This is a genomic window from Bradyrhizobium sp. (genome assembly GCF_035935975.1).
Classification (GTDB): Bacteria; Pseudomonadota; Alphaproteobacteria; order Rhizobiales; family Xanthobacteraceae; genus Bradyrhizobium.
In genome coordinates this window covers 19,259-42,559 of sequence record NZ_DASYWN010000005.1, presented here as the reverse complement: position 1 = coordinate 42,559, position 23,301 = coordinate 19,259, and the positions used below count along the sequence as shown (strand labels likewise).

Sequence of the window (23,301 nt, the reverse complement as noted above, 5' to 3'; positions counted from 1 at the left end):
GTTAGGGAGTGACGGTGATGGTGCCCGCATGCCTCTCACAATGTTGTCCAGGTATCTGCATCCCGATCCGCGTATCAGGCGCGAGCTCGTCGATCTCCTGTACACGTCGCTGCCGCAAGTGTTCGCCATCGGCGTCACATCGGTGACGGGAGCCGCGTCGCTCGCCGTCATGAGTGGCGATGCCGGCTACGCCGTGATCTCGGTCTTCATCTTCATCACGGCCGCCGCCCGCATCTATTCCCTGTTTCGCTACAAGTCGCGCGCGGCGCACTTCTCCGATGCCGACGTGATCCGCTGGGAGCGGCTCTACGGTGCCGGCGCGTCCGCTTTCGGCCTTGCGCTCGGCATGCTGTCCTACCGCGCGCTGGAGATCGACGACGCACCCGGTGCCTGGATCGCCTTCGGGCTCTCGATGTCGTTCTGCGTCGGCATGGTCTCGCGCGCCGCGATCCGTCCGTGGATCATCCTCAACACCGCGGCCATCCTGCTGATGCCGACCATCGTCGGCGGCCTGCTCCGGCCCGAATTCGCCTACAAGATCGGCGCGATCATGCTGGTGTTCTTCTGGCTGACCTTGCGCGAGGCCTCGAAGCATCTCAGCGCCGCCTTCGTCGAACGCCTCGAAGCGAAACATCGCCTGGCGCGACAGGCGACACACGACTTCCTCACGGGATTGCCGAACCGCGCCGCGTTCTTCCAGGCTCTTGCGGAGACGCGTGACGACTTCGCCATCATCGCCATCGATCTCGACGGCTTCAAGCCGGTCAATGACCGTCACGGCCATCATGCCGGCGACGATCTGTTGCGCCAGGTCGCGGAGCGATTGTCATTCTGCATCGGCCACAATGGCATCGCCGCACGCTTCGGCGGCGATGAATTCATGATGCTCAAACAGGTTGCCGCCGGCGATGACGGCCGCGAGGAAGCGCTCGCACTGGCGCGCCAGGCCATTCGCGACCTCTCGATGCCGTTCTTGCTGACGGACATTCCCGTCCGCATCGGCGCCAGCGCGGGCATTCTCGTCAGCGTCGATGCCGCAGGCAACGCCTCGCAACTGCTCGAACGCGTCGACCGTGCGCTCTACACGGCGAAGCGCGCCGGAGGCGGCCGCTTCGCCTGGTCGGATGACGAGGCCGTCCCTGAACGCCAGGCAGGCTGATCTCCCGCGCCTCTACAAGCGGCTCACACCTTGAGCAGCCGCACCCGCGTGCCCCACGGATCGATCGCCTCCAGGCCATCCGCCAGCGCCGTGACCTTCGCCCCGCCCTTGCGCAGGCGCTCCTCCTGGGCGGCGAGCAATTCCTGCTTCGCCATCACCAGCGAGAACCAGGCAAGGCCGGTCGCCTGATCGTCGCGCTGGCCGGCGCCCTGACTCTGCCAGACATTCATGCCGAGATGATGGTGGTAGCGGCCCGACGACAGGAACGCGGCACCGTTGCGGCTGCGGGTCGGGTCGAGACCGATCGTGCCGTGATAGAATTTCTGGGCTTCGGCGAGGTCGCCGACGCGCAGATGCATGTGGCCGACGCGCATCCCGTCCGGCGCCTTGGCATAGTCGGGGACGCGCGGGTTGGTGAGCGACAGCAGGTCGGGGATGTTGAGCTCGTCGGTCGCCATCTTCACGCTGCCCTCGCTCCACTGCCATTGCGAGGGATCGCGGTCGGCATAGACCTCGATGCCGTTGCCTTCGGGGTCGTCGAGATAGACCGACTCGCTGACGAGATGATCGGCAAAGCCCGACAGCGGCACGCGATGCGAGGCGGCGTGTACCAGCCAGCGCGCGAGATCCTTGCGGGTCGGCATCAGGAAGGCGGTGTGATAGAGGCCGGCGGCGGTGCGCTGCTCGATCGCGGCATCGGGGCGGGCCTCCAGCACGAGCAGCGTGAGGCCGGCGGTGCCGAGCCTTGCGGCGGTCGCCGAGCGCTCCATCACGGTTAGCCCGATCACGTCGCGGTAATAGTCGGCGACCTTGTCGAGGCTCTTCACCCGCAGCGTGACCATGCCGACCCGCATCGGGGTGCGGCTGGCATAGGTCGGCCCACCGCCTTGCGGAGTGCCCTCGGCACGCGCCGCAGCCGCCGCGGCCATCGCAAGCGAGCTGGCGCCGGCGAGTTGAAGCAGGGTGCGGCGGGTGAGGTCGATGGTCATCGGTCGGGGCTCGCGGAAACGATTTGAAGCCGGGCAGCGCAATTTTACGGATTGCTACACGTTCCCGTGAGCGGCTCCCAATCACATGTTCGTCGGCCGTGGTCCTACGGGAAGCGGCTTCCTGACCTTTTTCTTGCCGCTTTCCTGCCCACCCGGCCAGTTTCGCAATCGGCCGCAACATCCCAGATTGGGGACAGCTTACAGGAGCTTCCCATGCCCGACTTTACTCCCCTCACCTCGCTGTCATCCGCGCTCGCGGACGTCGTGGCGCTCACCGCGCCCTCCGTCGTTTCCGTGCATTCGCATCGCTCCCGCGCCACCGGTTTCGTCTGGAAGCCGGGCCTGATCATCACCGCCGACGAGGCATTGGCCGACGAGGGCGACGTGCAGATCGTGCTTGCCGACGGCAACACGGTGGCTGCGACGATCGCCGGCCGCGACCACACCACCGATATCGCGCTGCTGCGCACCGAGGCCAACCTCACGCCGATCAAGCTCGCCGCGACAGTCCCTCCCCTCGGCTCGCTGTCGGTCGTGGTCGCCACCAATCGCGACACGCCGAGCGCAGCGCTCGGGATGGTGTCGGCGTCAGGCAAGGGCTGGCGCTCCCTGCGCGGCGGCGAGATCGACGCGCGGATCGAGCTCGACGTTCGCCTGCGCCCCAGCCAGGAGGGCGCGCTTGCGCTCAATGCGTCGGGCGAGGCCTTCGGCATGGCTGTGCTCGGCCCGCGGCGCGTCCTCGTCATTCCCACAGCGACGATCGAGCGCGTCGCGCCGCAGCTCGAAGCGCGCGGCCGCATCGCGCGCGGCTATCTCGGCCTCGGCCTCCAGCCGATCCGGCTCGACGACGGCATTGGCGCCATGGTGATGAGTGTCGACAAGGCAGGTCCGGCGGCCACCGCCGGCATCCGCCAGGGCGACGTGATCGTGGCGGTCAATGACCAGAAACTGTCCGGCGTACGCGCGCTGTCGCGGACGCTGGGGCCTGCGAGCGTCGGCACGGTCGTGGATGTCGCGGTCCACCGCGGCGGCGAGCCGGCCAGCTTCAAGGTCACGATCGGCGAGAGGCCCGAGGCGTGAGCGCGGACAACGAGATCGTGCTGTCGCTCGAGATCGACGATCCCGCTCTCGCGGGCCGCCTCGCGACGCTGCTCGGCAGTGTCGCGGGGCTTCGCCTTGCCGCGCCGGGCGAGGCCGCCACGGCGACGATCGTCGCCCGCGATCCGCGCGCCATGCCGGAGGACATTGCGCTGACGCAGCGCGAACTTGATGTACTGGCGTTGATGGCGGAAGGCGCCTCCAACAAGATGATCGCGCGGCAGCTCAACATCTCCGTGCACACCGTGAAATTCCACGTCGGCTCGCTGCTCGACAAGCTGGATGCCACCGGCCGCACCGACGCGGTGGCGCATGCGGCGCGCCGCGGCGTGATCGAGCTATGATGTTGCGGAGAAACTGAGCCGGACCGTGAGGCCCGGCGCATTGTCGTGCAGCGTGATCTCGGCGCCGTGAAGGCGCGCGACCGCGGCGACGAGGCTGAGCCCCAGGCCATTGCCCGGCGTGTAGCGGCTCTGCTCGAGCCGGTAGAAGCGCTTGAACACGTGATCGCGCTCCTCATTGGGAATGCCCGGACCGTCGTCGCTGATCGCGATGTCGGCACCGCCATCGGTGCTGCGGCAAATCACCGTCACCTGCCCGCCCTTGCGGCCATGCTTGATCGCATTGTCGACGAGATTGGCGACGGCGTCGAACAGCAGGTCGCGGTCGCCGGTGATCGCGACCTCGCGGTCGCCGCCGAGGCTGAGACGGGTCTCGACCTGCTCGGCGGCGGCATCGTAGAGCTCGACCACCTCGCCGGCGATCTCGGCCAGATCGAGCGCGCGAAAGGCGCTGCGGCGGGCGCGGGTCTCGATCTCCGAGATCCGCGTGATCGAGGCGAACATGCCGAGCACGGCGTCGAGATCGGCGATGGTGTCGCCGATCAGCACGGCATCGGCTTCGCTGTTGCGCTGGACATGATAGGCCTTCTCCAGCCGGCCGCGCATCCGCGTCAGCGGCGTGCGCAGATCGTGGGCGACGTTGTCGCTGACCTGCTTGACCTCGCCCATCAGGGTCTCGATGCGGTCGAGCATCTGGTTGAGATTCTCGGCGACGCGGTCCCACTCGTCGTGGCTGCCGCGCAAGGGAATGCGCCGGTCGAGGCCGGACAGCATGATTGCCCGGCTGGTGGCGTTGATCTCCTCGATCCGGCCGACCGTACGCCGCGTCACCAGCACGGCCGCGAGCCCGGCGAGCACCGCCAGCAGCACGGCAACTGCGACCATCGCGAGCTCGATCATCGCAGTGAAACCGCTGTGATCGCCGACGTCGCCGACGCGGCTTCGCACATAGGCGAGCGTGCCGAAATAGACATAGGCCATGATCGCCGCGACGATCAGCCCGAACGTCGCGATCGCGATCAGCGCCAGACGGAAGGTCGAGGAGCGGAGCGTCTTAGCCAGGAGCACGGAGACAATATCCGATGCCACGGATGGTATGGATCAGCGGATAGGCCTGGGCATCGTCGACCTTGCGGCGGACACGGCCGACATAGACGTCGATGATGTTGGTGGAGGGATCGAAATGCAGGTCCCAGACATGCTGCAGCAGCATCGCGCGCGAGACGACACGGCCCTCGTTGCGGACGAGATATTCGAGCAGCTGGAATTCGCGCGGCAACAGCGGAATCTTGCGGCCGTGGCGGGAGGCGCTGCGAGCGATCAGGTCGACGGCGAGATCGCCGACCCGCAGGACCGTTTCCTTGGCGACGGTCTCGCTGCGGCGGCCCAGGGCCTCGAGACGGGCGAGCAGCTCGACGAAGGAAAACGGCTTGACGAGATAGTCGTCGCCGCCGGCGCGCAAGCCGCGGACGCGGTCGTCGACTTCGCCGAGCGCGGAGATGATCAGGAAGGGCGCGGCGATGCCGTCGTCGCGCAACTGGCGCATCACGGCGATGCCGTCGATGTCGGGCAGCATGCGGTCGATGGTGATCACGGCATAATCGCGGGCAACGCCCTGGCTCAGGGCCTCGCGTCCCGTGGCTGCGAGATCGACCTCATAGCCGGAGGTCGTCAACTCCTCGACGAGCTGGCCTGCGGTTTCCGGATCGTCCTCGACGACCAGAATGCGGCGGTGACCTCCAGTCATGCAAGACTCCGCGCGACGATCGCCATCAGACTATCCCGTTCCGGGGCTGAGCGGAACTGCCCGATGGCGATCGCGACAATGGTGCGGTACGGTGATGCGACTACCAATAGTCTCCGCACACATTGACCCATTGCCATCCATAGGACGTCCAGCCCCTGCGCCAGCAACCATCGTCGTAGTAATTGGCGTAGTAGAACGGCGCGCCGAAGACGGCGAAACGACGGAAGTGATTGCGGTGGAAGAAGGCATGCCGGCCGATGAAGGGACGGCCGTGCCAGCCGGCGCCCGCGAAGCCCGGCCTCATCGCCGCATGCGCGAAGCGCGCGCCGCCGAAAGCCGGGCCCCCGACATGGGCGAAGCGGGCGCCGCCGAAGGCCGGGCCGACAGCGGCGAAACGGGCACCGCCGAAGCCGCCCCCACGCATGCCACCGAAGCCGCCCGCGTGCATTCCGCCGCCGAAATGCCCGCCGCCACCGAAATGTCCGCCACCGAAGCCACCGCCACCGAAGCCGCCGTGACCGCCACCGCCGAAGCCGCCACCGCCGTGGCCGCCGCCACCACCACCGCCGCCACGCGCCAGCACCGGTGAAGCGACCGCCACCATCGCGGCAAGCGCCGCCGCGGTGAGGCCTTTGAGAAGCCTGTTGTTCATCGAAGCATCCTCCGTACAGCGCGGCAGTCTTCATGCCGTGCGAGGAGGACCAGATGAAAGGAAGCGACAGGCCGCTTCAACTTACAAAGGCGCCAGATTCTGACGCGGAAGTTAGGGAGAGGGCCCCCGCTCTATCGCTCCCTCTCCCCGTTCTTACGGGGAGAGGTTAAGGGGTCACGCCCGCTTGCCGTTGTTCTTCTCGGCCGCGCGGCGCATCGCTTCGGCGAGGGCGCCGCCGCCGGACGATTCCTGCTTGCGCGGGGCCGAGGAGGTCATGCGGGCGGGATTGCGCGAGCTGTTGTCGCGCTGCATGCCGGGGGCGTCCTTCTTGGCGCCGACCTCGTCGTCGAGGCGCAGGGTCAGCGAGATGCGCTTGCGGGCGACCTCGAAGTCCAGCACCTTGACCTTGACGATGTCGCCGGGCTTCACCACCTCGCGCGGATCCTTGATGTAGTTCCTGGACATCGCGGAGATGTGCACGAGGCCGTCCTGGTGCACGCCGATGTCGACGAAGGCGCCGAAGGCGGCGACGTTGGTCACGGTGCCCTCGAGGATCATGCCCTTCTGGAGATGCTTGATCTCCTCGACACCTTCCTTGAACACCGCAGCCTTGAACGCCGGACGCGGATCGCGGCCAGGCTTTTCCAGCTCGCGCAGAATGTCGGTGACGGTCGGCAGACCGAAGGTCTCGTCGACGAAATCCTTCGGCTTCAGCGTGCGGACGATCTCGCTGCTGCCGATCAGCGCCTTGATGTCGCTCTTGGTCGCCTCGAGGATGCGGCGCACCACCGGATAGGCTTCGGGATGCACGCCGGAGGCGTCGAGCGGATCCTCGCCGCCGAGGATGCGCAGGAAGCCGGCGCACTGCTCGAACGCCTTCGGCCCGAGCCGCGGCACCTCCTTGAGCGCCTTGCGCGACTTGAACGGGCCGTTGGCGTCGCGGTGCGCCACGATGCTCTGCGCAAGGCCCGAGCCGACGCCCGACACGCGGGCGAGCAGCGGCGCCGAGGCGGTGTTGACGTCGACGCCGACCGCGTTCACGCAGTCTTCGACCACGGCATCGAGCGATTTTGCCAGCTTGGCCTGGCCGAGATCGTGCTGATACTGGCCGACGCCGATCGCCTTGGGCTCGATCTTGACCAGCTCGGCGAGCGGATCCTGCAGCCGCCGCGCGATCGAGACCGCACCGCGCAGGGTGACGTCGAGGCCGGGCAGTTCCTCCGAAGCGAAGGCGGAGGCCGAATAGACCGACGCGCCGGCCTCCGACACCACGATCTTGTTCATCTTCAGCTCAGCGAGGCCCTTGACCAGCTCGCCCGCGAGCTTGTCGGTCTCGCGCGAAGCGGTGCCGTTGCCGATCGCGATCAGCTCGACGCGGTGCTTGATCGCAAGCTTGCCGAGGATCGCGAGCGCCTCGTTCCATTGCCGCTGCGGCTCGTGCGGATAGATCACCGCGGTATCGACCACCTTGCCGGTCGCGTCGGTCACCGCGACCTTGACGCCGGTGCGGTAGCCGGGATCGAGGCCCATGGTGGCGCGGGTGCCGGCGGGCGCGGCGAGCAGCAAGTCGCGCAGGTTCGAGGCGAACACGCGCACGGCCTCGGTCTCGGCCGCATTCCACAGCCGCATGCGCAGATCGATGTTGAGATGCACCTGGATCTTGGTGCGCCAGGCCCAGCGCACGGTGTCGATCAGCCAGCGGTCACCGGCGCGCTTGAGGTCGGCGATGCCGAAGCGCTTCATGATCTTCAACTCATAGGCGCCCGGCACGCCGGCCGGCGGCGCCTCGGCTTCAGCCTGGATCTGCAGGTCGAGGATCTCTTCCTTCTCGCCGCGGAACATCGCGAGGATGCGGTGCGAGGGGAGTTTCGTCAGCGGCTCGGAGAACTCGAAATAGTCGGCGAACTTCTCGCCCTCGGTCTTCTTGCCGTCGCGCACCTTGGAGGCCATGCGCGCATTGGTCCACATGTCCTCGCGCAGCGCGCCGATCAAATCGGCGTCCTCGTCGAAGCGTTCGACCAGGATGGCGCGGGCACCGTCGAGCGCGGCGACGGCGTCGGCAACGCCCTTCTCGGCGTTGATGAAGCTTTCCGCCACGACCTTGGGATCGTTGCCGGGCTCGGCGATGAGCTGATTGGCGAGCGGCTCGAGGCCGGCTTCCTTGGCGATCTCGGCCTTGGTGCGGCGCTTCGGCTTGAACGGCAGGTAGATGTCTTCGAGGCGCGCCTTGCTGTCGGCAGCCATGATCGAGGCTTCGAGCGCGGCATCGAGCTTGCCCTGCTCGCGGACTGATTCGAGGATCGCCTTGCGGCGGTCTTCCAGCTCGCGCAGGTAAACCAGGCGTTCCTCCAGGGTCCGCAATTGCGCGTCGTCAAGCGCACCGGTCGCTTCCTTGCGGTAGCGCGCGATGAAGGGAACCGTGGCGCCGCCGTCGAGCAGCGTCACCGCCGCCTCGACCTGCTCCGCCCGTACCCCAAGCTCCTGCGCAATTTTCTGGTTGATATTTGCCACGCGAGATTTCCTCTAAATTCCAAGCACGCGACGCAGACCGAAATCCGGCCGCGGGACGCCGCTTATGGACCAACCGAGGTTGATTCATCAAGGTGCGGCGCGCAACCGTCGACAGAGGATTTTTTTGTTGATCCGATGCGATCTCGCCACAATCGTGGGGATGCCGCGGAGATCGGTGGCCGCGCGCTCGTGCCCCGGACGCGCTGCAGCGTTCCCGGCGATGCGAAGCATCGTCCGGAACGCTGCTGCGCAGAGGCGGGACCCAGAAAGCGGCACGCGACGCGGCGAGATGGGCCCCGGCTCTGCAGCGCACCGCCAAAGGGCGCTCCGCTGCGTCCGGGGCACACGAGACTGAGGTTTGACGCGACAATCTCTCAACGTCATTGCGAGCCAGATCGTAGGATGGGTAGAGCGAAGCGAAACCCATCGATCTCTTGTGCGGGCAGCGGCATGATGGGTTTCGCAAGTGCTCTACCCATCCTACGGCCTCGCAGACGCACCTCCGCATCCTCGCGGCTGATTTCGCCCGAGCTTTGCCTGGTCACATCACCCTCCTTTGTCAGAGGGCGCAGGGAAGACCGGGTGCCGGCCGGGCACCCACGGTCCACTGTGCAAAAGGTGGCGACAAGAAGCTGCACAGCGGCATACAGGTGAAGCCTGACAACCGGCCTTCCCTGCGCAGTGGTTTTACGGCTTATGCCGGGCTCTCCCCGGGGAGCGATGCACTAGTGCCCCCGTCGCCTTGCGGATGGCTGACACGCGACCCGGTTGGGCCGACGCATCACCGCAAGACTTGGCGCACAGACCCCGGGCGCCAGGACGACACGGTTTTACCGTACGCAGGGCCCACCGGTCGTATGCGCGAGGTGTTTCGCTCACGGTTGCCCGCCCTGCAAAACCCTTCGCGCCGGTGTGGTCCTGCGTCCACCACGGCTCACCCCGCGTTCGTGACGATCGCGATACGCCCCTCTGACAGGGGTGAGGTGGCGGGAGAATGCGATAAAGCCGAATTTCTGTAAAGGCGAATATTTTGCGGGTGGCGATTGACCCGCCAATTGGGTGTTTTGCCCGTCGGGCAACGCAAGGTCTCGTAGCCCGGGTGAGCGGAGCGACACCCGGGACAACATCGGCACCGCCCCGGATATCGCTTCGCTCATCCGGGCTACGGACCGTTCGAACCTTGACATCGCCCCCTGTTCCACGGCTGGTGGGCCTGCCGGACCACTGAACTCCAGGGACTATCATGCGCACCACATCGGTCGGCGTGTTCAAGATCGCCACCAAGGGCCCCGGCGACGTCTCGGGCCTGATGGCCCTGATCGGCTCCGGCGCGATCGATCCGTCCTCCATCCTGGCCATCCTCGGCAAGACCGAGGGCAATGGCGGCGTCAACGATTTTACCCGCGAGTATGCCGTCGCCGCGCTGTGCACGGCGCTGGCGCCGAAGCTCGGCCTGTCGCCGGAGGCGGTCGAGCAGCGCATCGCCTTCGTGATGTCCGGCGGCACCGAAGGCGTGCTCAGCCCGCATATCACCGTGTTCACACGCCGCGAGGCCGAGCGTCCGGCCTCCATGTCGGGCAAGCGCCTGAGCATCGGCATGGCGCATACCCGCGATTTCCTGCCTGAGGAGCTCGGCCGGTCCGCGCAGATCACGGAGACGGCGAAAGCCGTGCAGGCCGCCATGGCGGATGCCGGCATCGGCGATCCCGCTGACGTCCATTTCGTCCAGATCAAGTGCCCGCTGCTCACCAGCGAGCGTGTCGAAGCCGCGAACGCACGCGGCAACAAGACCGCGACGATCAGCTCCTACAGCTCGATGGCCTATTCGCGCGGCGCCTCCGCGCTCGGGGTTGCGGTCGCGCTCGGTGAAGTTGCCTTCGATATCCACGACGAGGACGTGCTTCGGCGCTACGATCTGTTCTCGAAGGTGGCCTCGACATCGTCCGGGATCGAGCTGATGCACAACGTCGTCATCGTGCTCGGCAACTCGGAATCTTCAGTGAGCGAATTCGAGATCGGCCATGCCGTGATGAACGACGCCATCGATGCCCCGGCGGTGGTGTCGGCGTTGAAGAGCGTCGGCCTTGGCATCGCGCCGCAAACCGTCGTGGGCCGCGAGCTCGTCAACATCTTCGCCAAGGCCGAGGCCTCGCCCGATGGCAGCGTGCGCGGCTTTCGCCACACCATGCTGGAAGATACCGATATCAGCTCGACACGCCATGCCCGCGCGGCGGTCGGCGGCCTGATCGCCGGCCTTGCCGGCACCAGCGCGGTCTATATTTCCGGCGGCGCCGAGCATCAGGGCCCCGCCGGCGGCGGGCCGGTTGCGGTGATCGCACGGCTGATCTAAAGCGCGATGAGATCGGGATCCATCGTCATCGCGCTTCAGGTCGTTTTTTGAGCATGATCTTGCGGAAAAGCGCGGCACACTTTTCCGGATCATGCTCCCGCACGCGCCGACCTCTCCGCCCGGCGCAACCCTGCCCTTCGTGCCGGCTCAGTTGATTCATGCGGGCCCTTGCGAAAAAGGTGACGCCGCTACCCAAGGGGATTTGACTTCATGACTTTGCCGATGAGCTGGAACGAATGGACGCAGCACGATGGCGTTGGCCTTGCGGCACGCGTCCGCAAGGGTGAGCTGTCGGCGAAGGAACTGGCGCGTCAGGCTGCGGCCGCCGTTGCCAGGGTCAATCCGACGCTGTCGGGCGTGGTCGAGCTGTTCGAGGACGTGATCGCCGATCCCGCCAAGGATGGCGCCAACCTCGCCGGTCCGTTCGCCGGCCTGCCCTTCCTGATGAAGGATCTGGGGCCGACCATGAAGGGCCGGCTGCAGGAGATGGGCTCGCTGCTGATGCGCGGCAATCGCGCCGCGGCCGACACGTTTCTCACCGGCAAATTCCGCCAGGCGGGGCTCAATTTGATCGGACGCACCACGACGCCGGAATTCGGCGTGTGCAGCTCGGCCGACAATCCCGCGGTCTACGTCACCCGTAACCCCTGGAATACCGACTACACCACCTGCGGCTCGTCGGCAGGCAGTGCCGCGATGGTTGCCGCCGGCGTGGTGCCGATCGCGCATGCGACCGACGGCGGCGGCTCGATCCGCATTCCCGCCGGCGTCAACGGCAATATCGGCCTGAAGGTGTCGCGCGGCGTGTTCTCGCTGGCGCCCCACATGTCCGACCTCACCGGCCTCGTCTCGATCCAGGGCTGCCAGTCGCGCTCGGTGCGCGACACCGCCGCCTTCGTCGATCACGCCCGCGGGCCCGCACCCGGCGAGTTCATGCCGTTCTGGACCACGGCGCAGCCCTATTCCGAGATGATCAAGCGCGATCCCAGCAAGCTGCGCATCGCGCTGTCCCACACCTGGGGCGACTACACCGCGACGCCGGAGATCGCGGCCGAGTTGGAGAAGACCGGCCGCTTCCTCGAGGGTCTCGGCCATCACGTCGACTACGCGCTGCCCGAGCTCGACTTCCGCGCTGCGTTCGCGGCGCAGACCACCTGCTACATCTCGAACTTTTCGGTCGTGATCTCCAACATGCTGGCCGCGCGCGGGCTGGAGAAGCCGCCGGAAGACCTGATCGAGCCGATGAACATCCGGATCTGGGAAGCCGGACTTCACACCAGCTTCGCCGACCGGGCCAGGATGCAGGGCGTGTTCAACACGACGTCGCGCGGCTTCGGCAGCTTCTTCGAGCAGTGGGACGTGATCCTGACGCCGATCACGGCGCTGCCGACACCCAAGGTCGGCACCAAGGAATATCTCACCATCTCCGACAACCCCGATGTGCTCGACTGGTTCGGCAATCTGTGGCGCTTCTTCGCCTTCACGCCGCTCGCCAACCTCTGCGGCATGCCGGCGATCTCGATGCCGATGGCGAGCCAGGATCACGGCCTGCCGCTCGGCATCCAGGCGATCGCCAAGCAGGCCAATGACGGCCTCTTGCTGCAACTCGCCGCCCAGATCGAACGCGCGCTCGACGGCAAGTGGAACGGCGGCAAGAAGCCGAAGGTGCATGTCGGCTAGGATCGACTGTGCGTGCTAGCCGGCACCTCGCGCGATCGCCTTAATAGCGCGGCCCCGCGAGACGCCGTGCTCCGCGAGCAGGCGTGCCGCCGGACTTCGCGTTTCGGCAAACAAGGCAATAAGCGCATTGGCGCCGGTCACCGCGGCATTGCCGACCTCCTGGGCATGGAGCGAGGCGCGCTCATCCACGCGTTTGAACGCCGCCGTGGGCTCCGCGCTCTCGCTATCGATCACGGTGTGCTGGAGCTCGCTATCGAGATATTGCACGAGGCTTTGCCTCAGCTTGCCAAGATCGGCGTCGCAGGCGCGCATCACCGCGGACGCGTCCGGATCCTCCATCAGAGCGAGCAGAAAGTGTTCTAGCGTCGCATATTGATGCCGGCGCCGATTAGCGTAATCGAGCGCCTGCCGCTTCGTGGCCGCGTAATTCGCCGAGATCGGACGCTGCGACAGGTCAAGCAGCGCCTCGATCCGCTCGAGCCGTGTCACGGGATCGAGCGTCGCCAACAGCTCGTATTTGTCCCTGATGGGCAATTTCATTCGCGTCGCAACGGTGTCGGCAATCTGCCCGGGATCACGGGTTTGATCGAAGAACATCCAGATGTCGGGCACAAGAATTCCGTGCGCCGCCGTGTAATCCTGGAAGCGCTGATAGATTCTTCGGATCAGATCTCGCGCATCGCGGGCCGCTCCCTCGCTGACTTCAGCGACCTCGGCCTGATAGGCGGCCGACTCGGCAGTGAAGCTGCGTAGCGCGACACGTCGAAGTCCCCGCGTCAACACCCTGAGCGTGCCATCGCCGAGCGTTTCGAGCTCGAGCAGCTGGGCCAGGATGCCGATCTCGTAGACATCGGAAAATCGGGGATCATCGACGGCCGCCTCCCGCTGGATCGCCACCACGACCTCCCGTCCACCTTCGAACGCCTGGTTCAAGGCGCGCATCGTTTTCTCCCGTCCCACAAACATCGGATAGGTCGCGTTCGGAAACGGAACGAGATCGCGCAGCGGAATGGCTGGATAAAGCGCCGTCGTCGCCTTGAGCCGCGCAGCCGGCGCGATGGGGTCACGCCGCTCGGCGTGAAGCAGCGCCGACAATGTATTCCAGTCGGCAACGCCCAACATCCTCGACACCAGTTCGAGGCTCTCGCTGTGGCTGATGGTGACGGCTTTGGTGGTCAGGGATTCGCGCAGGGTCTGCGCCATAGCCTTGGCATCGCGAAAATCGCGCATCGGTTCGTCCTCTGCATGAGCGATCCAGATGTATCAGGCGGTTGCGTTGCTGACCCGGACGCTCGGGCAAAGGGGAGGCCGACGAGGGCTCGATACGTTCACCATTCCACAGAGGGTGCAACCGGCAGGTCGTATCAACCTCTGCGGAAGGTGGCGCAAAGACAGAAAGCTGTCAATTGCGATCTCAATTCTTCACTGCCGGGATGTGCTCCGCCGGCTGCTGCTGGCCCTGCTTGTACATCGCCAGCGCCTTGTCGAGCGCTTCGCGCAGCGCCAGCGCGGCGGCGACGCTACAGCGCAGATGCGCGGTCTGGACCACGTCGACCCTGACGGCGGCGCCGACCGGCATCAACAGGTTGGCGGCAAGCTCGATCTGGATCGCGCCGTTGTGGTGGCCGAAGCAGGAAGCGCCGTCGAAATAGATGATCGGTGCCCGCTCCGAGCTCGAGCTGGAAATAATGACGGGCCCCGGGTTGATGGCGGGTGTCTCGGGGTCAGCCATGGCATACTCCTTGGGGCATTGGACGAACGCCCACCATCGTTGCTTCGGCCGGCCCTGTCGAGGCCAAACCGGCCGTGCAGGGCGCCCGTGCGGCGATGCATGCGGGGTTTTGCGCGGCACCCAACACTGGTCTACAACGTTGTCATGTCCACGTTGCCCACCACGCTCCCATTCGAGGAACTCGCCGAGGCCATCAAGGGCCGCCGCTCCGATTACGGCCACATCAGCGGGCTCCAGCTCGACCGCTTCGCGCCCGGCGAGGCCTGGTCCAGCCTGCCCTACCGTCCCGTCTTCGTCGGCGACACCGAGACCGGCGTGCTGCATGGCGGCGTCGTCACCGCGATGCTGGACGAGAGCTGCGGCATGGCCGTGCAACTTGCGCTCGACGGCACGCGCGCGATCGCAACCCTGGATTTGCGCATCGACTATCAGAAGCCGGCAACCCCGGGCCTCGCCATCAAGGCGCATTCGGTCTGCTACCGCACCACGCGCTCGATCGCCTTCGTGCGCTCCACGGCCTATCAGGAGTCCGAGGACGATCCGGTCGCGACCGCGACCGCCTGCTTCATGATCGGCGCCAATCGCACCAACATGCTCGCCGACCGCAGGATGGATACGCGCAGCATCCCGATGCTGGAGGCGCCGGACGATCCCGAGGGTCCGTTCGCGAACAGCCCGTTCGCACGCTGTCTCGGCATCCGCATCAACGCGGACGGCACAACGACGATGCCGTTCTCGCCGAAGATCATCGGCAATCCGATCCTGCCCGCGATCCATGGCGGCATGACCGGCGCGTTCCTGGAGACCACGGCCATTTTCGGCGTCAGGCGCGAGCTCGGTATCGCCGGGCTGCCCAAACCGATCGGACTCACTGTCAACTATCTGCGCTCGGGGCGCGCGCTCGATACCTTCGCCAACGTGTCGATCGTGAAGCAGGGCCGCCGCATCGTCGCCTTCGAGGCGCGCGCCTGGCAGGATGATTCGGACAAGCCGATCGCCACCGCCTTCGGCCATTTCATGCTGCGTCCTGCGCCTGGAAATGACGTGGAATAGGCGTATTTTACTTGACGGCCGGGGTATGGAACCACAACGATAGCGCGTTCCCTGCGAGAGGTATTGGGTTGCGGCATCCGATCGACATCGTCGCCATGTTCGCCGCCATCTGGCTGCTGGCGTCGATGGTGCTCGACGCCTTGACGCCGAAGGAGCTGACGGCGGTTATGATCGCCATCGCCATCGGCCCTGCCGTCGTCATCACTGCGGTCTTCTATTATCTGCGCTGCCCGCGCACGGATTTCGCGGTGATCTTCGCCGCCCTTTGGCTGATCTCGGACATCGCCATCGCCTTCATCTCGCCGAAGGAGCTGCCGTATTTCCTGATCGCGCTCGGCTTCGTCCCGGCCCTGCTGATCGGCATCGTGCTGCACTGGCAGCGCTTCCAGCGCCGCCACGAGCAGCTGCCCGCGCCGTCGGTGAAGCGCGGCTAAAGCGAGACACGCCTGGCAACGCCGGTGCTCTCCCGCTTGCACGATCTGAGCGCGCGCCTCGTCCTTCGAGACGACCGCTTCGCGGTCTCCTCAGGATGAGGCTAAGCGGCATAGGAGCTCGTCAAAACTACGGCCGCGCACTCCGTCCTCATCCTGAGGGCCCGCCAACGGCGGGCGTCTCGAAGGATGGCCACAGCGGAATCGCTGCCAAATGCGATAGCCCTGCGCTTGCGGGAGAGGTGAACCGCGCTCCTGGTCAGCACTGGTGCAGCCAATATTCGCAGTGCTTCAGCGCGATAGCAGGTTGGTCTTTGCGAGGTCGATGACCTCGTCGCCGCGGCCGCTCATCACCGCGCGCAACACCCACAGGCTGAAGCCCTTGACCTGTTCGGCCGTGATGGTCGGCGGCATCGACAGCTCCTGCTTGGCGGTGACGACGTCGAGCAGCGCCGGGCCGTTATGGGCGAGCACCTCCTTCATCGCACCCGGAAGCTCGCCGGGATCCTCGACGCGCTTGGCAAAGATGCCCATCGCGCGCGCCATCGCGGCGAAATCGGGATTCTCCAGATCGACATTGGTGTCGACAAAGCCAGCGGCCTTCATCTCCAGCGCGACGAAGCCGAGCACGCCGTTGTTGAAGACCACCAGCTTCACCGGCAGCTTCATCTGCGTCAGCGTGATCAGGTCGCCCATCAGCATGGTGAAGCCGCCGTCGCCCGAGAGTGAAATGACCTGACGGCCGGGCTGCGCAGCCTGCGCGCCGATCGCCTGCGGCATCGCGTTGGCCATCGAGCCGTGCACGAAGGAGCCGATCAGCCGGCGGCGGCCGTTCATATTGAGATAGCGCGCGGCCCACACCGTGGGTGTGCCGACATCGGCGGTGAAGACGGCGTCTTCGGACGCGTTGTCGCTGATGACTTTTGCAAGGTACTGCGGATGGATCGGCTTGCTGCCGGGCGTACCCTTCGCAAGGGAGTCGAGACCCTCGCGCGCCTTCTTGTAATGCGCGATGGCATCGTCGAGATGCTTGCGCTGCGTCTTGGGCTTGAGCAGCGGCAGCAGTGCCTCGATGGTGAGCTTGACGTCGCCGACGAGGCCGAGATCGATCTTGCAGCGCCGGCCCAGATTTTCCGGGCGGATATCGATCTGCGCGACCTTCGCATCATCAGGGAAGAACTGCTTGTAGGGGAAATCGGTGCCGAGCATCACCAGCGCGTCGCAGGCATGCATCGCGGCGTAGCCCGAGGAGAAGCCGATGAAGCCGGTCATGCCGACGTCGTAGGGATTGTCGTATTCGACATGCTCCTTGCCGCCGAGGGCATGCACGATCGGGCTCTTGAGGCTTTCCGCGAGTTGCATCAGCGGCGCATGTGCGCCGGCGCAGCCACGGCCACAGAACAGCGTGATGCGCTCGGCGCCGTTGAGGAGGTCCGCCAGCGCCTTCAGCTCGTCAGCCTGCGGCACGACCTTTGGCGCTGCGAGCGAGAGCCCGCGCGTCGTCGACAGCGCGCGCTTGGGCGGCGCGCGAAAGGCGACATCGCCGGGCATGGCAACGACGGCGACGCCGCGCAGGCCAACCGCGGCGCGGATCGCATTCTCCAGCACGAAAGGAAGCTGGCTCGAATCCGAGACCAGCTCGCAATAATGGCTGCACTCGCGGAAGAGATTCTGCGGATGGGTTTCCTGGAAATAACCGCCGCCGATCTCGGCGGTCGGAATCTGCGCCGCGATCGCCAGCACGGGGACGCGGCTGCGATGCGCGTCGAACAGGCCGTTGATCAGATGCAGATTGCCGGGACCGCAGGAGCCCGCGCAGACCGCGAGGCTTCCCGTCATCTCGGCTTCGCCGGCGGCCGCGAATGCCGCGACTTCTTCGTGCCGGACATGGATCCATTCGATCGTGCCGCGCCGGCGCAGCGCCTCGGTAAGGGCGTTCAGGCTGTCGCCGACGATGCCGTAGATGCGCTTGACGCCCGCCTGTTCGAGCGTTGCCACGAACAGATCGGCCACGTTGTTGATCGCCATGTCGGTCTCCTGATCTCGCTGATGCGGCAAGATAGGATAATGCGCGACCGTGACGGCATCACGGCTTGTTTATTGCCGGTTCAGTCTTTCACAATCGCCCGATCATAGGCCGCGATGGTCACTTTCGCGCGCGCGGCGACATCGGCCGCGGTCATGCCGGGCTTGTAGAGGCTGGAGCCGAGCCCGAACGCGGTGACGCCGCCCTTGATGTATTCGGCGAAGTTCTGATCGGAGACGCCGCCGACCGCGGCGATCATGATGCCTGCCGGCAGCACGGCGCGAATCGCGGCGATGCCGGATGCACCCAGCACGCTCGCAGGAAAGAACTTCAGGCCCGATGCGCCGGAGCGCGCCGCGAGCAGCGCCTCGGTCGGCGAGAACACGCCCGGCAGCGTGATCATGGCGTACTGATGTGCACGCGCCAGCACCTGTGTATCCACATTCGGCGAGACCATCAGCGTGCCGCCGACGTCGTTGAGACGATCGACATCCGCCGTGGCCAGCACCGTGCCGGCGCCGATCAGCACGCCGGCCGGCGCCTGCTTCACCGCGAGCCCGATCGAGCGGAACGGATCGGGCGAGTTCAGGGGGATCTCGATCGCGGTCATGCCGGCCTCGATCAGCACGCTGACGATGGCTTCGGTCTCCTCCGGCTTGACGCCACGGAGGATCGCGACCAGCGGGCGCTGCATCGGCGGAAAGGGAACGCTCATCTCAAAGATCCTTCTATTTCATCCAGATCGCCGCCGCCGCCATCGACAGGCCGCGACGAACTGCGTCATCCGCATCGATCGGCTGCACGGTCACCGACACTGCGTCGAACGCGTGCCGGTACAGCGCGGCCAGCCGCCCCGACGCAATCAGCGTGATGCCGGCCTTCGGCAACGTGCCGGAGAGTCCTGCGGCAAGCTCGGCGCCGATCAGCGTGCCCGACAGCGTCTCGCGCGCAGCAGCCGGCGTGCCGCCGAACAGGAGCTGCCGCGACCGCGCCGTGAACAGCAGATTGGCCGCAAAGGCCGGCGCCTCATACGCGGATTTCACCGCCGCCTTGAAGCTCGCGATATCCTCGGCCTCTTCGGCACCTGCGACCGCGAGCGACAGAATCGTCTCGCGCGAAACGACGCTGAAGAGCTCGCCGGTCATGAAGGTGGAGAAATGCGCGACCGTGCCGTCTTTCACGCGCACCCATTTCGAATGCGTGCCGGGCATGCAGACCAGCGCTTCGCCCGCGGCATCGAGGCCGACCGCGCCGAGCAATTGCGTCTCCTCGCCGCGCATCACGTCCGGCGCAGCGACCTCGCGCTGCGCGATGCCGGGCAGGATGCGGATGTCGCGCGCCTCGCCCGGCACGCGCACCGCCTGCTTCAGGACGGCGGCGAGCGGCGCCGGCGTGTCGACATAGCCAGCCTCGACCCAGCCGGTCTTGGCCCCGGCCATGCCGCAGACGAGAACGGGCAGATCAGCGGGCGCCTCGACCGCGGCAAGATGCGACTGCAGCACGCCGGCAAAGCCGGCCTTCGCCGCCGCCAGCATGCCCTCGCCGCTGCGACGCTCGGCCAGCACCTGACCCGCGCGGTCGGTCAGCCACAGGCGAAAACTCGAGGTGCCCCAGTCCACCGCGACATAGGCGGGTTCGGTCATCGTCACGAATATCCTTCGTCTCACGGGCAAGACCCCGTCTCGCGACAATGAGACGGCTCCTTGCAAATCTGCCCCGGGATATCGGGGATTGCGGCCGCAAACCAGCGTTTTATCGCGGGGTCAGGGGTGCGGGGCGCGCTGGCACACCGCTTGCTGAAGCCACTCCACTCACATCCGTGAACCGCGCAACAAGACGCGTCAATTGTGGAGAGGAAATCCATGGAGATCGGCTATTTCACGATGCCTTCGCATCCGCCGGAGTGCGGCCTGAAGGAAGGAAACGACTGGGACCTGCAGGTCATGCGCTGGCTCGACGAGCTCGGCTATCAGGAGGCCTGGGTCGGCGAGCACCACACCGCGCCCTGGGAACCCAATCCCACGCCGGACCTTCTGATCGCGCAGGCCCTGATGCAGACCAAGCGGATCCGCATCGGGCCGGGCGGCTTTCTGCTGCCCTATCACCATCCGGCCGAGCTCGCCAACCGCGTCGCGATGCTCGACCATCTGTCCGAGGGCCGGCTCAATTTCGGCGTCGCCGCATCCGGCCTGCCGAGCGACTGGGCGATGTTCAACGTCGACGGCATGAGCGGGCAGAACCGCGACATGACGCGCGAGGCGCTGGAGATCATCCTCAAGATGTGGACCGATCCCGCGCCCTGGACCTACAAGGGCAAGTTCTGGACGGTGACCAAGCCGGACACGATGTTCGATTTCCTCAAGCCCCACATCAAGCCGCTGCAGGCGCCGCATCCGCCGATCGGCGTGGCCGGGCTGTCGAAGAACTCGGACACGCTCAAGCTCGCGGGCGAGCGCGGCTTCATCCCGATGAGCCTCAACCTCAACCCGGCCTATGTCGGCAGCCATTGGGACTCGGTCGAGATCGGCGCCGCCAAGACGGGGCGCAAGCCGAACCGCCAGGACTGGCGGCTGGTGCGCGAGGTGTTCGTTGCCGACACCGACGAGGAGGCCTGGAAGCTCTCGACCGGCGACATGATGGGCCGGATGATGAGCGAGTACTTCCTGCCGCTGCTCGGCCATTTCGGCTTCAAGGACTATCTGAAGCACGCCCCTGACGTCCCCGACAGCGACGTCACGGTCGAATATTGCGCCAAGCGGAACTGGATCGTCGGCTCGCCGGCGACCGTCGCCGAGAAGATCGAGAAGATCTACGATGAGGTCGGCGGCTTCGGCGTGCTGCTCGTGTTCGGCTTCGACTACAAGCACAAGGCCGAGGCCTGGCACCACTCGCTCTCACTGCTCGCCAACGAGGTGATGCCCCGCCTGAAGCATCTCGGCTCCGCGCAGAAGGCGGCTTGACCCGATGCGGGTGCGGCGCGAACCTGCCGCACCCGCTTCCATTCTCGGAGATTTCCGCGTGACGGTCGACGCCAATCCTCTCGACGCGAAGGAATTCAAGCAGGCGATGCGCCAATGCGCCGGTGCAGTCGCGCTGGTCACCGTCGGCACCGAGCACGGCAAGCGCACGGGCCTCACGGTGACCTCGGCCTGCTCGCTGTCGGACAATCCGCCCTCGCTGATCGTCTGCGTCAACCGCAACGCCAGCGCGCATGCGCGCATCCGCGAGGAAGGCGCGTTCGCGATCAACTTCCTGCACGAGGATCACGCCCTGCTGGCGCTGACCTTCAGCGGCCAGAAGGGCGTCAACGGCGACGACCGCTTTGCGTTCGGCCAATGGACGCGCGGCGCCACCGGCGCGCCGGTGCTGACCGACGCCGTCGCGGCGTTCGACTGCGTGCTGGCGCAGGAGTTCGAGACCAAGACGCATTCGATCTTCGTCGGCGAAGTCCGCAGCGCATCGCATTTGGCCACGGCCAAGCCGCTGGTGTACTTGCGCAGCAGCTTTCACACGCCGCAGGAAATCCGCGAGACCGTTTCAGTCGGCGACCTCGATTCGCGGCATCTGAGCTGGACGGATTTTTCGTAAGAGCGCTACTGCGCCGTCTCGATCTTCAGCAGCTTGATCTTGCGATAGAGCGTGGCGCGGCTCAGCTTCAGCGCGCGGGCTGCCTCAGTGACGCGGCCGCCGTGCTTGCGCAGGGCCTCGACGATCGTGGCGCGCTCGGCTGCTTCGAGATCAGGCTCCGTCGTCCGCCCACCAAACGGCGGCAGATCCAGATCCGCATCCGTGATGATTCCGCCCTCCGCGGTGCAGCCGGCGAGCCGCAGCACATGGCGGAGCTGGCGCATGTTGCCGGGATAGGAATAGGCCTCCAGCAGCGCCCAGGCCTCGTCCGACAGGCGGCAGTTCGGCGCCTCCTCGCGCGCGATCTGGCGGATGATATCGTCCCGGTCGGCGCGCTCGCGCAACGCCGGCAGCCGCACCTCCATGCCGCGCAGACGGAAATAGAGGTCGGCGCGGAAGGCGCCCTCCTCGGCCATGCGGCCGAGATCGCGATGGGTGGCGCTGATCAGGCGGATATCCACCGGCACCGGCTTGAGCGCGCCGAGCGGCCAGACCTCGCGATTCTCCAGCACGCGCAGAAGCCGCGTCTGCAGCGCGATCGGCATATCGCCGATCTCGTCGAGGAACAGCGTGCCGCCGTCGGCCTGCACGATCAGGCCTTTCGAGCCATCGCGTCGCGCGCCGGTGAAGGCGCCGGCCTCGTAGCCGAACAGCTCGGCGTCGATCAGGCTCTCCGGCATCGCCGCGCAGTTCAGCGCGACGTAATTGTTGCGCGCGCGGTTGCTGGCGGCGTGAATGGCGCGCGCGAACACGTCCTTGCCGACGCCGGTCTCGCCATGCAGCAGCACCGGCAGATTGTGATCGCCGATGCTTCGCAGCCGTTTGACGCTCTTGATCAAGCCGGGATCGCGGCCGGCCAGCCGGTGCAGCGCGTCGAAGCGATCGACGGGCGCATCGCGGCGCGGCGCATGCGACTTCGCGCGCAGCGGCGGCGCGACATGACCCTGGCCCAACGGACTGCCGTCGGCCCGGCGCAGCTCGACGATCTCGTCCGCGTTGCGCGAATGATCCAGCTTGATGTAGCGCGACAGGTCGATGCCCGATGCAATCAGGCCGTCGGTGAGGCCGAGCAAGGCGCGCGCCGAGCGGCAGGCGCCGACGATGCGGCGGTCGTCGTCATAGGCGAGCAGGCCGCTGCCGCCATCGCCAGGCACGGTCGCGATCCAGGCGCTGCGGAAATGGCCACGGAAGATCGCCCCCTCCATCCGCCGCGTCGCTTCCATGGTGACCGCGAGCGCGAGCTGATGCGCGGCGCGCTCCAGATCCTCGCGGCAGGAGGTGATGTTGATGGCGCCGGCGAGCCGGCCGGCCTGGTCGAACAGCGGCGCCACGGCGCAGGAGAACATGTGCCATTGCGCGCGAAAATGCTCGTCGCGATGCACCAGGATCGGCTTCTGCTCGGCGAGCGCGGTGCCGAGCCCGTTGGTGCCCTCGAAGGCTTCGGCGAAGTTCGAGCCGGTGTAGATCTTCCAGTCCATGAACATGCGCGCGTCGGCCTCGCCGGGCAGGCGGCTGAACAGCATGGTCGCGTTCGCATCAGCGAGATTGACGCAGTAGCCGGCGTCACGCAGCACGCGGGCGAGATCGTCGAGCTCCGGCGTGAGCAGCCGGATCGTCTCCGCCAGGGGCTCGGCGACGTGACGGATCTCGGATTCGGTCAGCGTCTGCGGCGGTCCCTGGCGGGCGGGATCGAGCTTGTGGCTGATCAGGCAGCGCCGCCACGAATTGGCAATCCGCGAAGAGGCGTCGACGTCGGCCACGTGATTGGCGACGGACAAGACACGGGCGACATGGTTCGAGGCCGAAAGGCTGGCCATCGCGGACGTCTCCACCCTGTATTATTGTGCAAAGTCTGGCAGCACGGGCGGGGATGTCAATCGGGAACCGGTTTCGCTGTCATTCCGG

At 66.4% G+C, this 23,301-nt stretch carries 20 protein-coding genes; 9 read left to right on the top strand and 11 right to left on the bottom strand.

From position 1 onward, the window contains the following. Positions 1-28 precede the first annotated feature (28 nt). Positions 29-1,159 (top strand): diguanylate cyclase domain-containing protein, encoded by a 1,131-nt coding sequence (locus VGR99_RS00845; RefSeq protein WP_326896401.1) that lies wholly within the window; start codon positions 29-31, stop codon positions 1,157-1,159. 23 nt (positions 1,160-1,182) lie between these two features. Here VGR99_RS00845 and VGR99_RS00840 read toward each other — a convergent pair whose 3' ends face one another. Further along, positions 1,183-2,148 (bottom strand): VOC family protein, encoded by a 966-nt coding sequence (locus VGR99_RS00840; protein ID WP_326896400.1) that lies wholly within the window; start codon positions 2,146-2,148, stop codon positions 1,183-1,185. 213 nt (positions 2,149-2,361) lie between these two features. On the opposite strand from VGR99_RS00840, the gene VGR99_RS00835 reads away from it, so the two are divergent. Continuing rightward, on the top strand, positions 2,362-3,228 hold the full coding sequence (locus tag VGR99_RS00835; protein WP_326896399.1) for a S1C family serine protease: 867 nt from the start codon (positions 2,362-2,364) through the stop codon (positions 3,226-3,228). Further along, entirely contained in the window at positions 3,225-3,590 is a 366-nt protein-coding gene (locus tag VGR99_RS00830) for a helix-turn-helix transcriptional regulator (protein WP_326896398.1), read from the top strand. Before VGR99_RS00835 ends, VGR99_RS00830 begins: the two co-directional genes overlap by 4 nt. Here VGR99_RS00830 and VGR99_RS00825 read toward each other — a convergent pair. The 4 genes from VGR99_RS00825 to VGR99_RS00810 form a co-directional block, all read right to left on the bottom strand. After that, positions 3,585-4,655, bottom strand: a complete 1,071-nt coding sequence (locus VGR99_RS00825) for a HAMP domain-containing sensor histidine kinase (protein ID WP_326896397.1) — start codon at positions 4,653-4,655, stop codon at positions 3,585-3,587. The two genes, VGR99_RS00830 and VGR99_RS00825, sit on opposite strands and share 6 nt — an antisense overlap. Further along, complete coding sequence (locus VGR99_RS00820) at positions 4,642-5,334, bottom strand: response regulator transcription factor (protein ID WP_326896396.1); 693 nt, start codon at positions 5,332-5,334, stop codon at positions 4,642-4,644. The genes VGR99_RS00825 and VGR99_RS00820 overlap by 14 nt, the downstream gene beginning before the upstream one ends. Before the next feature lie 100 nt (positions 5,335-5,434). Further along, entirely contained in the window at positions 5,435-5,986 is a 552-nt protein-coding gene (locus tag VGR99_RS00815; RefSeq protein ID WP_326896395.1) for a hypothetical protein, read from the bottom strand. Between the two features lie 174 nt (positions 5,987-6,160). Continuing rightward, entirely contained in the window at positions 6,161-8,497 is a 2,337-nt protein-coding gene (locus VGR99_RS00810; RefSeq protein WP_326896394.1) for a Tex family protein, read from the bottom strand. Between the two features lie 1,243 nt (positions 8,498-9,740). On the opposite strand from VGR99_RS00810, the gene VGR99_RS00805 reads away from it, so the two are divergent. Continuing rightward, a complete protein-coding gene (locus tag VGR99_RS00805) occupies positions 9,741-10,847 on the top strand; it encodes a ring-opening amidohydrolase (protein WP_326896393.1) in 1,107 nt (368 codons plus the stop codon). Positions 10,848-11,057: 210 nt separating this feature from the next. Beyond that, a complete protein-coding gene (locus VGR99_RS00800; RefSeq protein ID WP_326896392.1) occupies positions 11,058-12,527 on the top strand; it encodes an amidase in 1,470 nt (489 codons plus the stop codon). 15 nt (positions 12,528-12,542) lie between these two features. Here VGR99_RS00800 and VGR99_RS00795 read toward each other — a convergent pair whose 3' ends face one another. Then, entirely contained in the window at positions 12,543-13,757 is a 1,215-nt protein-coding gene (locus VGR99_RS00795) for an LON peptidase substrate-binding domain-containing protein (RefSeq protein WP_326896391.1), read from the bottom strand. A 184-nt stretch (positions 13,758-13,941) separates the two neighbouring features. Further along, positions 13,942-14,259 (bottom strand): hypothetical protein, encoded by a 318-nt coding sequence (locus tag VGR99_RS00790; RefSeq protein WP_326896390.1) that lies wholly within the window; start codon positions 14,257-14,259, stop codon positions 13,942-13,944. Between the two features lie 144 nt (positions 14,260-14,403). Here VGR99_RS00790 and VGR99_RS00785 point away from each other — a divergent pair, with 144 nt between their 5' ends. Further along, positions 14,404-15,312, top strand: a complete 909-nt coding sequence (locus tag VGR99_RS00785) for a PaaI family thioesterase (protein WP_326896389.1) — start codon at positions 14,404-14,406, stop codon at positions 15,310-15,312. A 68-nt stretch (positions 15,313-15,380) separates the two neighbouring features. Beyond that, positions 15,381-15,746, top strand: coding sequence for a hypothetical protein (locus VGR99_RS00780; RefSeq protein WP_326896388.1), 366 nt, complete (start codon positions 15,381-15,383; stop codon positions 15,744-15,746). Positions 15,747-16,034: 288 nt separating this feature from the next. Here VGR99_RS00780 and poxB read toward each other — a convergent pair whose 3' ends face one another. The 3 genes from poxB to VGR99_RS00765 form a co-directional block, all read right to left on the bottom strand. Next, a complete protein-coding gene (gene poxB / locus VGR99_RS00775; RefSeq protein ID WP_326896387.1) occupies positions 16,035-17,771 on the bottom strand; it encodes a ubiquinone-dependent pyruvate dehydrogenase in 1,737 nt (578 codons plus the stop codon). 80 nt (positions 17,772-17,851) lie between these two features. Further along, positions 17,852-18,484, bottom strand: a complete 633-nt coding sequence (locus tag VGR99_RS00770; protein ID WP_326896386.1) for a 2-dehydro-3-deoxy-6-phosphogalactonate aldolase — start codon at positions 18,482-18,484, stop codon at positions 17,852-17,854. A 13-nt stretch (positions 18,485-18,497) separates the two neighbouring features. Next, on the bottom strand, positions 18,498-19,412 hold the full coding sequence (locus VGR99_RS00765) for a 2-dehydro-3-deoxygalactonokinase (protein WP_326896385.1): 915 nt from the start codon (positions 19,410-19,412) through the stop codon (positions 18,498-18,500). A 219-nt stretch (positions 19,413-19,631) separates the two neighbouring features. Between VGR99_RS00765 and VGR99_RS00760 the strand changes: the two genes are divergently transcribed. Both VGR99_RS00760 and VGR99_RS00755 read left to right on the top strand, forming a co-directional pair. Beyond that, positions 19,632-20,729 (top strand): LLM class flavin-dependent oxidoreductase, encoded by a 1,098-nt coding sequence (locus VGR99_RS00760; RefSeq protein ID WP_326896384.1) that lies wholly within the window; start codon positions 19,632-19,634, stop codon positions 20,727-20,729. Positions 20,730-20,787: 58 nt separating this feature from the next. Continuing rightward, positions 20,788-21,357, top strand: a complete 570-nt coding sequence (locus VGR99_RS00755) for a flavin reductase family protein (RefSeq protein ID WP_326896383.1) — start codon at positions 20,788-20,790, stop codon at positions 21,355-21,357. Between the two features lie 5 nt (positions 21,358-21,362). Here VGR99_RS00755 and VGR99_RS00750 read toward each other — a convergent pair whose 3' ends face one another. Next, positions 21,363-23,213 (bottom strand): sigma-54-dependent Fis family transcriptional regulator, encoded by a 1,851-nt coding sequence (locus VGR99_RS00750; RefSeq protein WP_326896382.1) that lies wholly within the window; start codon positions 23,211-23,213, stop codon positions 21,363-21,365. Positions 23,214-23,301: the final 88 nt, after the last annotated feature.